The organism is Pelagerythrobacter sp. Soil_C_18 (assembly GCF_057657235.1).
Window position 1 is genome coordinate 672,312 of sequence record NZ_JBDGIU010000001.1, and the last position, 13,476, is coordinate 685,787.

Annotated in this window: 14 protein-coding genes; 4 read left to right on the forward strand and 10 right to left on the reverse strand. The window is 68.2% G+C overall.

Annotated features, from left to right (window positions below; genetic code table 11):
* Positions 1-4: 4 nt before the first annotated feature.
* From AC3A5N_RS03025 to AC3A5N_RS03055, 7 genes are read right to left on the reverse strand one after another with little or no spacing between them, the layout of a single operon-like run.
* The gene (locus tag AC3A5N_RS03025) at positions 5-937 is read right to left on the reverse strand and encodes an acyl-CoA dehydrogenase family protein (RefSeq protein ID WP_487735823.1); all 933 of its coding nucleotides are present in this window, start codon (positions 935-937) and stop codon (positions 5-7) included.
* Positions 937-2,100 (reverse strand): acyl-CoA dehydrogenase family protein, encoded by a 1,164-nt coding sequence (locus AC3A5N_RS03030; RefSeq protein WP_487735824.1) that lies wholly within the window; start codon positions 2,098-2,100, stop codon positions 937-939. The genes AC3A5N_RS03025 and AC3A5N_RS03030 overlap by 1 nt, the downstream gene beginning before the upstream one ends.
* Complete coding sequence (locus AC3A5N_RS03035) at positions 2,100-2,849, reverse strand: enoyl-CoA hydratase family protein (protein WP_487735825.1); 750 nt, start codon at positions 2,847-2,849, stop codon at positions 2,100-2,102. The genes AC3A5N_RS03030 and AC3A5N_RS03035 overlap by 1 nt, the downstream gene beginning before the upstream one ends.
* A complete protein-coding gene (locus AC3A5N_RS03040; RefSeq protein WP_487735826.1) occupies positions 2,849-3,937 on the reverse strand; it encodes an NAD(P)H-dependent flavin oxidoreductase in 1,089 nt (362 codons plus the stop codon). The genes AC3A5N_RS03035 and AC3A5N_RS03040 overlap by 1 nt, the downstream gene beginning before the upstream one ends.
* A 3-nt stretch (positions 3,938-3,940) precedes the next feature.
* Positions 3,941-4,852, reverse strand: a complete 912-nt coding sequence (locus tag AC3A5N_RS03045) for an enoyl-CoA hydratase (protein ID WP_487735827.1) — start codon at positions 4,850-4,852, stop codon at positions 3,941-3,943.
* Positions 4,849-5,640, reverse strand: a complete 792-nt coding sequence (locus tag AC3A5N_RS03050) for a CoA-transferase subunit beta (RefSeq protein WP_487735828.1) — start codon at positions 5,638-5,640, stop codon at positions 4,849-4,851. The genes AC3A5N_RS03045 and AC3A5N_RS03050 overlap by 4 nt, the downstream gene beginning before the upstream one ends.
* Positions 5,640-6,524 (reverse strand): CoA transferase subunit A, encoded by an 885-nt coding sequence (locus AC3A5N_RS03055; protein ID WP_487735829.1) that lies wholly within the window; start codon positions 6,522-6,524, stop codon positions 5,640-5,642. The genes AC3A5N_RS03050 and AC3A5N_RS03055 overlap by 1 nt, the downstream gene beginning before the upstream one ends.
* A gap of 138 nt (positions 6,525-6,662) precedes the next feature.
* Between AC3A5N_RS03055 and AC3A5N_RS03060 the strand changes: the two genes are divergently transcribed.
* Both AC3A5N_RS03060 and AC3A5N_RS03065 read left to right on the forward strand, forming a co-directional pair.
* The gene (locus AC3A5N_RS03060) at positions 6,663-7,418 is read left to right on the forward strand and encodes an SDR family oxidoreductase (protein ID WP_487735830.1); all 756 of its coding nucleotides are present in this window, start codon (positions 6,663-6,665) and stop codon (positions 7,416-7,418) included.
* Positions 7,415-8,572: a helix-turn-helix transcriptional regulator gene (locus AC3A5N_RS03065; RefSeq protein ID WP_487735831.1), complete on the forward strand. Its 1,158-nt coding sequence runs from the start codon at positions 7,415-7,417 to the stop codon at positions 8,570-8,572. The genes AC3A5N_RS03060 and AC3A5N_RS03065 overlap by 4 nt, the downstream gene beginning before the upstream one ends.
* A gap of 15 nt (positions 8,573-8,587) precedes the next feature.
* Here the strand turns inward: AC3A5N_RS03065 and AC3A5N_RS03070 are convergent, their stop codons facing one another.
* Together AC3A5N_RS03070 and AC3A5N_RS03075 are read right to left on the reverse strand one after the other, a co-directional pair.
* The gene (locus tag AC3A5N_RS03070; protein ID WP_487735832.1) at positions 8,588-8,962 is read right to left on the reverse strand and encodes a sensory rhodopsin transducer; all 375 of its coding nucleotides are present in this window, start codon (positions 8,960-8,962) and stop codon (positions 8,588-8,590) included.
* Positions 8,963-9,033: 71 nt separating this feature from the next.
* Positions 9,034-9,480, reverse strand: coding sequence for an Lrp/AsnC family transcriptional regulator (locus tag AC3A5N_RS03075; protein WP_487735833.1), 447 nt, complete (start codon positions 9,478-9,480; stop codon positions 9,034-9,036).
* Between the two features lie 119 nt (positions 9,481-9,599).
* Between AC3A5N_RS03075 and alr the strand changes: the two genes are divergently transcribed.
* On the forward strand, positions 9,600-10,745 hold the full coding sequence (gene alr, locus AC3A5N_RS03080; RefSeq protein ID WP_487735834.1) for an alanine racemase: 1,146 nt from the start codon (positions 9,600-9,602) through the stop codon (positions 10,743-10,745).
* Positions 10,742-12,001 (forward strand): D-amino acid dehydrogenase, encoded by a 1,260-nt coding sequence (locus AC3A5N_RS03085; protein WP_487735835.1) that lies wholly within the window; start codon positions 10,742-10,744, stop codon positions 11,999-12,001. The genes alr and AC3A5N_RS03085 overlap by 4 nt, the downstream gene beginning before the upstream one ends.
* On the opposite strand, the gene AC3A5N_RS03090 is transcribed toward AC3A5N_RS03085, so the two are convergent.
* On the reverse strand, positions 11,989-13,470 hold the full coding sequence (locus AC3A5N_RS03090) for a mannitol dehydrogenase family protein (RefSeq protein ID WP_487735836.1): 1,482 nt from the start codon (positions 13,468-13,470) through the stop codon (positions 11,989-11,991). The two genes, AC3A5N_RS03085 and AC3A5N_RS03090, sit on opposite strands and share 13 nt — an antisense overlap.
* Positions 13,471-13,476 lie beyond the last annotated feature (6 nt).

The following is a 13,476-nucleotide window of genomic DNA, read 5'->3' on the forward strand; positions in this document are numbered from 1 at the left end:
CTCCTCAGGCGAATGTGTACTGCGGGCCGAGGGGGTGCGCGCCGCCGAGCGCGGCGTCCTCGATCCGGTGATAGTGGAAATTGCGGTCGCCCCATGCCCCGGCGAGCGCCCATGCGCGCTTCATCCAGAAATGGAGATCGACCTCGTAGGTATAGCCCATCGCGCCATGCACCTGGATCGCGCTTTCGGCTGCGAGGTAGGCGGCATCGGTCGCGGCATATTTGGCGTGGCTGACGTGCAGCGGTGCGCTGGTCAGCCCGTCGTCCATCGCCTGCGCCGCGCGCCACAGCACCGGGCGCACGAATTCGAGCGCAACGGCGACGTCGGCCAGCTTGTGCTTGATCGCCTGGAACCCGCCGATCGCATGGCCGAACTGCTCGCGCACCTGTGCATAGGCGACCGCCTGGTCGAGCATGGCCTCGGCCAGCCCGACGAGCTGCGCCGCGCTCATCAGCGCGCCGAGATCGAGCAGCAGGGGATCGTCGCCGGCGTCCTCGGGCGCGGCGACGAGGTTGCGCAGCGGGTCGACACTCGCGAGTTCCTCTCCTTCCCCGTCGGCGACCCACGGGTTCACCGCGTGCGGCAGGGCGACGAGCTTCTCGCCCGCCGCGATCACGGCGAGGTCATCGGTTTCGCCGCGCGCGATCAGCCACGGAACCGCGACGAGCGCTGTGTCGACCAGCGGCTCGGCCAGGCAGGCGCGGCCGCACTCGCGAGCGATCAGGGCGCCGCCGAGCAGCGTCATGCCGAGCCCGCCCTCGCTCTCGGGCACGAGCAGTCCGGTCAGGCCCATTTCGACGAGGCCCTGCCAGATGCGCAGATCGCGGTTGCCGCCGGCGTCGAGCCGCCGCAGCACGTCCGGTCCATGGGTGCCGGCAAGGTATTCCCGCACGGCCTCGGCCAGTTCGACGCTTTCCGGTGGAAGTCTGAAATCCATCAGCCCGCTCCCACGCGCGGCAGGCCGAGCAGGCGCTCGGCGGTGATGTTGCGCTGGATCTCGTTCGAGCCTGCATAGATCGGGCCGGAGAGCGAGAAGATGTAGCCCTCGAGCCACTCGTTCGCGCTGCCGTCGGGCAGGGTCTGCAGTTCGGCGGCGGGTCCGAGCAGGTGCATCGCCGCGCGGTGCATCGCGCGGTCGAGTTCGGACCAGAAGATCTTGTTCAGGCTCGCCTCGGCCCCGATTGAGCCGCCGGCCATGATCCGCGCCGCCACCTGATAGGTGTTGTAGGCATAGGCCTGCGCACCCATCCACAGCCGCACGACCTCCTCGCGCAGCCCCGGCGAGGCGCGGTCCGCCGTCTCGCGCAGCAGGGCCATCAGCCGCGCGGCGGTCGCCTGGAAGCGGCCGGGGGAGCGCAGCATCAGCCCGCGCTCGAAGCCCGCGGTCGCCATCGCCACCTTCCAGCCCTCGCCTTCGCCGGCGATCCGGTTCTCCACGGGCACGCGGACTTCATCGAAGAAGAGTTCGGCAAATCCCGGGTCGCCGTGAAGCTGGCGGATCGGGCGTCGGGTAATGCCGGGCGCGTTCAAGTCGAACAGCAGGAACGAGAGACCCTTGTGCCGCTGGCTCCCTTCCTCGGTGCGGAACAGGCCGAAGCCCCAGTCGGCAAAGCTCGCGCGGCTCGACCAGGTCTTCTGCCCGTTGATGACGTAGTGATCGCCGTCGCGCCAGGCGGTGGTCTTGATCGCCGCCATGTCGCTGCCCGCGCCGGGCTCCGACCACGCCTGCGCCCAGATCACCTCGCCCCTCGCCATCGGCGGCAGGAAGCGCGCCTTCTGCTCGTCCGAACCGAATTCCATGATCGTCGGGCCGAGCAGGAAGATGCCGTTCTGGTTCGCCCGCAGTGGCGCGCCGGCGGCCCAGTATTCTTCCTCGAAGATCAGCCACTCGATCAGATCGAGCCCGCGCCCGCCGTATTCGCTCGGCCAGGTCACCATGCCCCAGTTGCCGCTCGCCAACTCGCGCTCCCACGCGACGTGCTGGTCGAATCCTTCCTTGCGCTCGAGCGTGACCAGCCGCTCGGCCGGGACATGCGCGGCAAGCCACTCGCGCACCTCCTGCCGGAAAGCCTGTTGCTGCGTGGTGTAGGCGATATCCATCAGAACTTCGCCGCCCCGCCGGTCTCGACGAACGCGTCGCGCGACCGCTGGCTGTCCTCGTGCATGTACATTTCCAGGGTGAAACCCTGCTCCCAGCGGTAGCCGCGGTCGACGTCGCGCTCCTCGAGGCCGTTGAGTGCCTCCTTGGCTACCGTCAGTGCCTTTCTGCTCTTCGCTGCAATCGTGGCGCAAAACGCGCGTGCATCGGCTCTAAGATCCTCGCATGGCACGATTTTCTCGATCGCGCCGAGCCGCCAGGCCTCTTCCGCGGGAATTTTGCCGCCGGTGAAGAACGCCGCCCGCACCTTGTGCAGCGGCAACATCCGCGACAGATGGCTCGCCCCGCCCATCGCCCCCCGGTCGATCTCGGGCAGTGAGAAATAGGCGTCCTCGGCGGCGATGATCGTGTCCGAAGCGCCGCAAATTCCGATGCCGCCGCCGATCACGAAGCCGTGCACCGCGCTCACCACCGGGATCTCGGCCGATCGAACGGCCTTGAAAGTCAGATAGTTACCGCGGTTGAGATCGCTGATGCGCTCGGGATGCGCCTGCATCTCCTTGATGTCCACGCCCCCGCAGAAGCCCCGCCCCTCGGCGCGGATCAGGATGCAGTGCACGTCCTGCCGCACGGCCAGGGAACCGATAATGCCCGGCAGCTTGAGCCAGGTCGCGGAATCGAACGCATTGACCGGCGGCACGTCGAACACGATTTCAGCAATGCGATCTTCCACGGACCAGCCAATCGGCATCACGCGGCTCCCTTGATTGCGGCCGAGCGGCCGGTGAGCGCCGCGATCCGCTCGCGCGCTTCGGTTTCGATCCGGGCGAGAAGCTCAGCGCAAGTCGGCAGATCGTCGAGCCGGCCGGCGACTTGGCCCGAAGCCATCAGACCATTGATCGCATCGCCTTCGACCACGGCCTTCTGCAGCAGCACGGGCGCGGCGGCGGCGAGCATGGCTTCGGGGAAGGACTTGCCCCCCTCGCTCCGCATTGCGCGAGCGCTGGCGAGCAACTCACCCCAGCTTGCACCCGTGGCGCGCTTCATGGCTAAGGCGGCGGTGAGGCCGCGGCTCCATTTGCCCAGAACGCCGCCGCTCTCGATGCGGTCAAGCACGGGATTGCGGATCATGCGCTGCGGAATGCCGTCGATCCGGTCGGTGACGAAGATGTCGCCGGTCCCCGCGCGCGTATAGGCGACCTTCACGGCATCGGGCACCGGGCTGTCGGCGGTCATCATGAAGCGCGACCCCATGGCGATGCCGCTCGCTCCCCACGCCAGTGCCGCTGCCAGACCGCGCCCGTCGGCGAAGCCGCCCGCAGCGGCGACCGGCACGTTCACCGCGTCGAGCACCTGTGGCAGCAACACGGTGGTCGCCACCGAGCCGGTATGGCCTCCGCCTTCGCCGCCCTGAACGGTGATCGCACGGCAGCCCAGCGCAACCATCTTCTCGGCATGCTTCACCGCGCCGACGGTCGGCATGCAGACGATCCCGGCCTCGTTGAAGCGCGCGATCATCCCGGCATCGGGCCCACGCCCGAAGCTCACCGCGCCCACGCGCTCGCTGTTCGCAAGGATCACCTCGACGATCTCGCGCGCGCCGGGCTGGAAGCTGTGGAAGTTGACCCCGAACCGGTGCGGCGTGAGCCTGGCCGTCTCCGCGATCTCTTCTGCCAGCTCGGCCGGCTTCATCACCGCGCCCGCCAGGAACCCGAACGCCCCTGCGTTGCTGCTCGCCGCCACGAGCCGCGGCGTTGCGATCCAGCCCATCGCGGTCTGCACCACCGGAAGGCGGCACCGGAGAAGATCGGTCAGCGGAGTGGCGAGCGGATCGGCCAAGCGTCAGTCCTCGCCCGTCTGCCGCTTGTTCTTCTCGGCCATTGTCTTGCCATCGAACCCGGCGATGTAGTCACCCTTGACCAACGTGTTGTTGGCGTGGGCGAAGTGGTGATAGCCGAAGGCCGCGTCGATCCCGGCGTTCTTGCCCGCAAGCGTCTCCATGTGGTTGCAGGCCTGCTTGGCGAGCTGGAGCGCCAGCCGCGGCTGCTCGGCGATGCGGCCGGCGATGCGCGCGACCTCCGCCTCGAGTTCGGGCCGCGCCACCACGCGATTGATCATGCCCATCTCGTAGGCCCGCTGCGCGCCCATGCGCTCGCCCAGGAACAGGAATTCCTTGGCCACGCGCACGTTTAGCTCATGGCAATGGGCGAAGTACTCCAGCCCCGGAAAGCCCATCTGCAGCACCGGATCCTGGAAGAAGGCGTCGTCGGACGCGACGATCAGGTCGCAGACCCAGGCGAGCATCAGACCGCCCGCGATGCAGCCGCCGTGGACCTGCGCAATCGTCGGTTTGGGAATGTCCCGCCACCGCTTGCACATGCCGAGGTATTGTTCCTGCTCGCGGATATAGGCCTTCTCGGCCCCGGCCTTGTTGGCATGATCGTACCACATCAACCGCCGGTCGACGGTCACGTGGAAGTCGCGCCCGGGGGAGCCGATGTCGTGCCCAGCGCAGAAATGCTTCGCGTCGGACTTGAGCACGATCACCTTGACCGCGTCATCGTCGACCGCGCGGCGGAACGCGTCGTCGAGCGCATAGGTCATCTGGCTGTTCTGGACGTTGTGATAGCGCGGGCGATTGAGCGTCACGCGCGCGATCCCGCCGGCAGCCTCGTAGAGCACCGGCTCATCGGTCTCGTAGTCGTGCTCGCTGGGGGTCGGCGGTTCGAGGCCATCGCCGGTGGGGTCGGTCATTGCAGGCGTCCTTCCGCGGGCGGATTGTCCTTGAGCACCCGCGAACGGATGCCGCGCGGATCGAGCCGGGCGATCAGCGCGAGTTGATCTTCGCCCGGCAACACCGTCTCGCCCTCGACCGCGTCGATCAGCTCGAAGCCCGTCGCCTCCTGCACCTCGGCGAAGCCGACGCCCGGATGGAGCGAGATCACGCGGATCGCATGATCGGAGCCGCCGAAATCCATCACGCACAGATTGGTGACGATGCGGCGCAGGTCGATGCCGGTGTAATTCCCGCCCGGTATCCGCCGCGCCGGATTGTACCCGGGGCTCGACACGCGGTCGACCTCGCCCGGCACGAATACGCGCGTCGAGTGGGCCGGAATGAACATCGAGTTCGGGTGATAGATGCCGTTGCCGGGGAAGCCCCGCGCGCCCAGCATCTGCACCTTGGGCCGCGTATGCGTACCGCCCAGCGCCGAAAGGTTGGTCTGCCCGAACCGGTCGATCTGGGTTGGGGTCACCATCGCGTGCCGCCGCCCGCTCCACACCGCGCTGTCGAAGAAGCGCGAGAACGGCAGGTATCCGGCCGGCATGGGGCGTTCGTCACCCGTCGCGCCGAGCGGCACCGGCTGTTCGACCAGGAACGCCTCGCCGTCGGTCATCAGCAGGCCCGGCGAGTGAGTCAGCTTGGCCAGGCCCGCGCCGAGGCGGGGGATCGGCCCGATGCCGGTGGCGATGATCTCGCGGCTCGTGCGGAACGCTTCCGCACAGGCGACGATGCACAGTTCTGCCAGCGTAATGCTCATCAGAACACCGGCAGCGGAAGCGCCGCTACTCCCTCTTGCCCGCCGACCGAGGCGAGATAATCGGCCTCGCTGGCGCCCACCGTCCATTCGGCGACCGCGCTCCAGTCGCCCGGATCCTTCGCGGCGGCGGCATATTTCTTCAGCCAGCCCATGTCCCACCCGTAGGAAGGCGGCATGGTCGTCGGATGCGCCCCCCCGGGCGTCTCGGCGACGCCGGTCACGAAGCACCGTTCGAACAGGTTGGCCCTGACGTCCTGCGGGTAGGAAACCTCCATCGCGTCGACCAACTCCTCGCAGGAGACGAAACATTCGGCCGCCGCCTTGGCGAACCATTCGTCGTAATAGGTGTCGGGCCCGAGCGCCTGCACGTTGCCCCGCCGGTCCGCCCGGTGGACGTGGATCAGGGCGGCGTCGAGCTTCAGCGCGGGCATGGCGACCAGGACCTCGCCGTCGCCGTAGGGCGAGGTGACCGTCCTGAGCTCGCCCACCTCGACGAGATCCGTCCCGAGCCCCACCCGCGTCGGCAGAAACGGCACCGAGTACGCCGCGGCCTTGAGGCCCCACTGGAACATGCCTTCGTCGAGTTCGAGCACTTCGATCGCGCCGCCCTCGCGGCTCTTGCGGAACCAGGGCTCGAGCGGAATCTCGTCGAGCGACACGAAGGCGAAGATGAGCTTTCTGACCTTGCCCGCCGCGCACAGCATGCCGACTTCGGGGCCGCCGTACGAAACCAGGGTCAGGTCGGTGAGGTCCGAACGCAGGATCTCGCGCACCAGCGCCATCGGCTTGCGCCTTGGGCCCCAGCCGCCGATCCCCAGCGTCATGCCGCTCCGCAACCGGGAGACCACCGCAGCGGCGTCCATCGTCTTGTCAATCGTCGGCATGGCCGGTCGTTCGATCCTCACTTCCCGGACCGACAGATGCGGCTGAGGGCGACCGGCCGATACCCCCATTTGGTGACGGCGGCTTGCGGTGCCCGGGGATAGGCTCCAGATGAGGCCAGAGAGGATGGAAACCACGGCATGAGCGAACGCGTCGCATTGATCAGCGGAGGAACGCGCGGCATCGGACGCGCGATTGCCGAACGGCTGCTCACCGACGGATGGCAGGTCGCCGTCTGCGCGCGCCGTGCGCCCGCGGAGCCGGTAGCCGCCGGAGGAAGGGAAGCGCTGTTCCTGCCGACCGACGTGCGCGATCCCGGCGCCGTCGAAGCGCTCGTGGCGACGACAACGCAGCGGCTCGGGCGCCTAGACCTGCTGGTCAACAACGCCGGGGGCACGCCGGCGGCGCCGGTCGCCAACTCCTCGCCCGAACTGCTCGAGAAAGTGATTGCCCTCAATCTGGTCGCGCCGCTCGTCCTCGCACGTGCAGCCTATGGCGCCTTGCGCAATGCGGGCGGTCTAGTGGTCAACATCGCCAGCATCTCAGGCCTGCGCGCGGCGCCCGGCACGGTTGCTTACGGCGCGGCCAAGGCCGGGCTGATCAGCGCGACCAAGGGGCTGGCGATGGAATGGGGGCCAGACGTTCGGGTCAACGCGATCGTGATCGGCCTGGTCGAGAATCCCGATCAGGTCGAGCATTACGGCGGCGCGGAAGGCGTTGCGCGACTCGGCGCCACGCTGCCGATGAAGCGCATGGCGCGCGGGCACGACGTTGCCGCCTGCGTGGCCTGGCTCGCCTCGCCCGAGGCCGCCTACGTCTCCGGCGCGGCGATCGAGCTGCACGGCGGGGGCGAGGTCCCCGCGTTTCTCGCCCTCGCACAGGACGGTGGCGGATGACGGCGCGGGCAAAGGCCGAAACCATGGCACTCGATCCCGAGCTGCTGGCAACGCTCTATCGCGGCCCGATCGAGCTCGAACCCTGGCGCGCCTTCCTGCGCGCCCTGGCGGAGACGGCAGGGTGCGACAACGCGGCGATCTCGCTCCAGCTCAGCCGCAAGGGCCTCGCCTCGGTCACGCTGTGGGCGGAACCCCCGGCGGTCGATCCGGTAGTGGCGCGCACGATCCACTCGCGCCAGGCGGCACTCGGCGACCTCGACCCCATGAGCAACGCCCTGAAGCGCACTGGCGAGATCCTCCTGCTCGAGGAAGTCGCTCCGCGCGAAGGGCTTGAGCGCGACGAGTTCTACCTGGAGATCATGAAGCCTTACGGCATCGCGCAGGCGCTCGGCATGTATGTCGCGGAGCCCGGTGGGATCGAGTGCAACCTCGGGCTGGTCGCGCATTCGGAGAGCTTCCGTTTCACCGCCCGGCACAAGGCACTGATGGCCGCGCTGCGGCCGCATGTGCAGATCGCACTGGAGCTGTTCTCGCGCATCCAGCGCGACGAGAGCCAAATCGGCGTGCTCACCTCCACGCTCGACCGCCTCACCATCGCGACCTTCATCCTCGACGGCCGCGGCCGCGTGCTGCGGATGAACAAGGCGGCGGAGGCGAAGATCGATCGCGGAGAGACCTTCCGTCTCGCGGACCGGCACCTGGCGGTGGGCGGGCGGACGGACTCGCGCAAGTTCGAGCGGATCGTGAAGGAGGCGCTGCTGAGCCGGATCGAGAGCACGGGCGCCGGTCTCGTCCGTGCCTTCCGCTGCGCCGATCCGGCCAACGAGGGCCTGGGCATTCTCGTGCGCGCGATCGAGCGGGAACGTGCGGCGCCGATCGACGCCAGCCCCGGCGCGATCGTCTATGCGACCGATCCGGCGCCCGGCGCCACGTTCGAGCAGTTGATAGCCGCGCTGTTCGATCTATCGCCGTCCGAAGCCGGCCTCGCCGCCCTGCTCACGCAAGGGTTCTCGCTGACCGAAGCGGCCGAGGAACTGGGCCTGACCGAAAGCACCGTGCGCTCCTACTCGAAGCGGATTTTCGCCAAAGTCGGCGTCAGCCGCCAGACCGAGCTGGTCCGCCTGATCCTGCGCAGCGTCGCCATTCTCGGCTGATCGTGGAGCGAGGCGTCAGCGCTCCGAATAAGCGATGGTCGTCAACAGCGCGACTTCGCTCCTGCGCGAGTCCAGCCGCGAATGCTGCACAACAATCGGTACATCCGCTTCGACGACCGAGGCGTAGTCGGTGTCGCGCGGAACGGGTTCGGGATCCTCGAGATCGTTGAAGCGCAGGTGCAGCGTTCGCCGGGGAGGAACCGTGACCCGGTAGGGTCCCGCGGGATCGCGGTCAGTGAAATATAGTGTGATTTCGACCCTCGCCTCCCGGTCGCCGGCGTTCAGGATGCAGGCGGTTTCATGGGAAACGAGCGCAGGATCGTCGAAACTGCTCTCGCCCGGGATGTAACCTTCCGCAATGGCCCAGCGGGTGCGCCCGATCTCCGGCATGACGGCCTCCTCAAACAATCTGCCAACGACTGGTTACGCGTTCACGTTCCGTGAGTTGATCGCTGCGCCATCTACCGCCGGCGATGGCTGCGCATGGCGAAGCTCGAGGTGATGCGCGAGACCCCCGGCAGGCGGGAGAGGACGTCACGGTGGAACTCACCGTAATCGTCGATCCCGGCAATCTGGACGCGCAGGATATAGTCGCCGTTGCCGGTCATCAGATACCACTCCTGAACCTCCGGATGGCGGCGCAGGGCGGCTTCGAAGCGGACCAGATATTCCTCGGTCTGCCGCTCCAGTTCGATTTCGACGATGGCGATCGTCCCCTCGTTCGGCCCCGTGCCGGAGACGATCGCGGTGTAGCCCCGGATCACACCGGACGCTTCGAGCAGCTTCACGCGCCGCAGGCATGCGGACGGCGACAGGCCGACCTCTGCGGCTAGCGCGCTGTTGGTGATCCGCGCGTCGAGTCGCAGGCGGTTGAGGATCCGGCAGTCGGCGTGGTCGAGAGCTTTCATGCAGAATGTTCCATCATTTGGCAGATCATGCCGTCCATACGGCAGTTTATAGCGCTTAATATACCAGATTGGCGAAACGTTGAGCAGGATATGCAGTATTCCCGCCGGAGGAGCCGGGAATGCCATCACCAATCACCATCGACGCATTCTCGAGCCGGTTGAGCGTCGATCTCGACGCCATCCGCGCCAATTACCGCACGATTGCCGGGCGTATTGCACCGGCGCGCTGCGGTGCCGTCGTCAAGGCGAACGCCTACGGCCTGGGCGTGGCGATGGTTGGCCCGGCGCTGTATCGGGAGGGCTGCCGCAGGTTCTTCGTCGCGCAGCTTTGCGAGGCGGGCCCGCTCGCGCAGGTTCTCGGCAGTGATGCCGAGATCATCATCCTCAACGGCATCGATCCGGGAAGCGAGGCACGTTGCGCCGAGCCCGGTTTCGTGCCGGTTCTGAATTCCGCGACGCAGGTCGAACGCTGGCGCACCCTTGCCCGCGCAAAAGGCCGACCGCTTCCGGCAGCGCTGCAAGTCGACAGCGGCATGTCGCGCCTCGGCCTGCCACCCGTCGAGGCGATCGATCTGGCGAGTCATCCGGCATTCGCGCGCGAAGTCGATCTTCGCCTCGTCATGAGCCATCTCGCCTGTGCCGACGAACCGGCGCGCGCCGCCAACGCGGAGCAGCTCGCGCGCTTTCGCGCGGTCCACGCGCATTTTCCCGGCGTTCCGGCATCGATTGCGAACAGCGGTGGCGCATTCCTCGGCGGTGAGTTTCACGGCGACCTCGCGCGTCCAGGTGTCGCCCTGTTCGGAGTCGATCCGGGCCCTCTTGCCGAGGGACTGCGGCCCGTCGTCCGGCTCGATGCGCGCATCCTCCAGATCCGCACGATCGAGGCGGGTACCGGCGTCGGCTACGGCTTCGAGCACATCGCGGCGGCGCGGCAGCGGCTGGCGACGATCGCCATCGGTTATGCGGACGGCTGGCCGCGCTGTCTCGGCGGCGTCGGCGCTGCCTGGCACGGCGGCATGCGGCTTCCGATCGTCGGACGCGTATCGATGGACAGCACGACCGTCGACATCAGCGCGCTGCCCGAGGAAGCATTGCACGAGGGCGACTTCGTCGAGCTGATCGGCCCTTCGCAGTCCCTCGATCAAGTTGCGCGCGATGCGGGGACGATCGCCTACGAAATTCTGACGCAGTTGGGCGCGCGGCATGCGCGCATCTATCTCGAAAGTGGCGCCGCACGGGTGCGGGCGCCAGGGGACCATCGATGAGAGTGATCGTTCTGGGCGCCGGCGTGGTCGGCGTGACGTCGGCCTACTACCTGACCGAGGCCGGGCACGAGGTCGTGCTGATCGACCGCCAGCCGGGGCCGGCGCTGGAAACCAGCTTCGCCAATGCAGGCGAGATCTCGCCTGGCTACGCCTCCCCCTGGGCGGCACCCGGCATTCCGGTGAAGGCGCTGCGCTGGCTGCTCATGAAGCACGCTCCGCTGATCCTGCAGCCGCAGCTCGACATGGCCATGCTGCGCTGGGTCATGGCGATGCTGCGCAACTGCACGACCGCGCGCTATGCGCTCAACAAGAGCCGCATGGTCCGTCTTGCCGAGTTCAGCCGGGACGAGCTGATCGCGCTGCGCGGCAAGCTCGGCCTGGACTACGATCAGCGTTCGCTGGGGACGCTTCAGCTCTTCCGCACGCAGAAGCAACTCGATGCGAGCGTGAGCGACATTGCCGTGCTGGAGCAGTACGGGGTCGCATACGAGTTGCTCAACCGCGACGGCTGCGTCGGCGCCGAACCGGGTCTTTCCGTCTCGCGTGAGCGCTTCATGGGCGGCCTGCGCCTGCCGGGCGACGAGACAGGCGACTGCCACGTGTTCACCCGCCTGCTTGCCGAGCGGCTTCCAGGCATGGGCGTGGACATGCAGTACGGCACGACGATCGAGGCTCTGGAGCGGGATGGCGACCGCGTTACGGGCGTCCGCACCGAGCGCGGTGTTGTACACGGCGATGCCTATGTCGTCGCCCTCGCCAGCCATTCGCCCGCGCTGCTGCGCCCGCTCGGTCTCCGTCTGCCGGTCTATCCGGTAAAGGGCTATTCGATCACGCTGCCCGTGGCCGACGCGGCGCGCGCGCCGGTCTCGACCCTGCTCGACGAGAGCTACAAGATCGCGATCACCCGGCTCGGCGACCGCATCCGGGTCGGCGGAATGGCCGAACTCGCGGGCTTCGACCGCGCGCTGCACCCGCGGCGCGAGGCGACCTTGCGCCATTCGCTCAACGACCTGTTTCCCGGTGCCGCGGCCAACGAAGCTCCTTCAAACTTCTGGAGCGGGCTGCGCCCGATGACGCCCGACAGCACGCCTGTCGTGGGCGCAACACCCGTGCCGAACCTGTTCCTCAACACCGGCCACGGCACGCTGGGCTGGACTATGGCCTGTGGGTCGGGCCGCGTGATCTCGGCCGTGGTGGGCGGTGAGACCCCGCCGATCGACCCCGACGGGCTCGGCCTCTCCCGCTACGGCCGCTGATCGCGGACTGCCGCCGCAAGAGTCGCGGCAGCGCCATTCCGAACCAGCTCCCCGAGCCAGCCGGCGATCTCGTCCGCCGCAGGGCTTCCGGCGAGCGCCGGCGGAAAGATTGCCTCGATTGCCAACAGACGGCGCGCCGCGTCGTCAGGATCGGCAGCGGCAGCCCAGATCGCGGCGGTGCGATCGGCGAGCGGATCGTCGACCGCGTGGCGGGTACCATCGTCGCAGCGCCCCGCCTGCCAGCGCATCCAGGCAGCGATCGCGAGGCTCGTCATCGGCGAGGCGAGCCCCCTGTCCTGCCGCGCGACGAGCGAGGCGACCAGTCGCTGCGGCAGCTTCTGGGATCCGTCCATCGCAATCTGGCGGGTCCGGTGCCCGAGCGCGGCGTTGGCGAAGCGCGCCATGAGCGCCCGGCGATAAGCGGCAATGTCGAGCTCCGCGGGCGGCGCGAGCGTGGCCTCAGCCTCATCCCACAGCGCCTCGACGAAGGCAGAGCCCGTGTCGGTCATCACGAACGGATCGACGAACTCGATCCCCGCCAGCGCACCGAGATAGGCGATCCCCGAATGCGCGCCGTTGAGGAGGCGGAGCTTGGCCGTCTCCCAGGGCGCGACATCGGCAGTCACCTGAACGCCCACCGCTTCAAAGTCGGGCCGCTCGCCTGCGAAACGGTCTTCGATCACCCACTGCGTGAACGGCTCGGTCTTGACCATCGCGCGGTCGAGCAGCCCGGTCCGGGCAGCCAGCCGCTCGATGTCCGCCGCGTCGGTCGCCGGCACGATGCGGTCGACCATGGTCTGCGGAAAGGCGCCCTTCTCGGCAATCCAATCGCGGAGCACCGGGTCGCGGCGTCCGGCCATGGCGAGCACCGCTGCCTCGAGCCGCCGGCCGTTCTCGGGAAGATTATCGCACGAGATCGCCGTGAAGGGCGCCAGCCCTCGCTCCCGTCGCAGGGCGAGAGCGGCGACGAGGAACCCCGGCGCCGTTTTCGGAGCGTGAAGAACGGCAAGGTCCGAAGCCAAGTCGCTGTCCGCCTCGATCAGTGCGCCGGTCGCCGGATCGAGCTTGTAGCCCTTCTCGGTCACCGTCAGGGTCACGAGATGGGTTTCTGGTGCCGCTAGCGCCTTGACGAGTTCAGAGGGATTCTCAGGCGCCAGGAGCACGTCCGCGACTGCGCCGATGACGCGCACCCGCTCCTCGGCCCCGTCGCGCACGACGAGGCTGTAGAGCCCGTCCTGCGGCGCCATGGCATCGCGTGTCGCCGGCGAGCGAAACGAAGCGGCGCGGACGCCCCACCGCATGTCGCCGCGCCCGAGGAGATCGTCGAAGACCGCAGCCTGATGAGCGCGGTGGAAGGCGCCGATGCCGAGGTGAACGACACCCCTCCGCATGGCGGCGCGATCGTACGCCGGCCGTTCGACGTCGCCCGGCAGGTGCTCGACCGTGGACTCGCCCAGGCGCAAGGTCATGCCAGC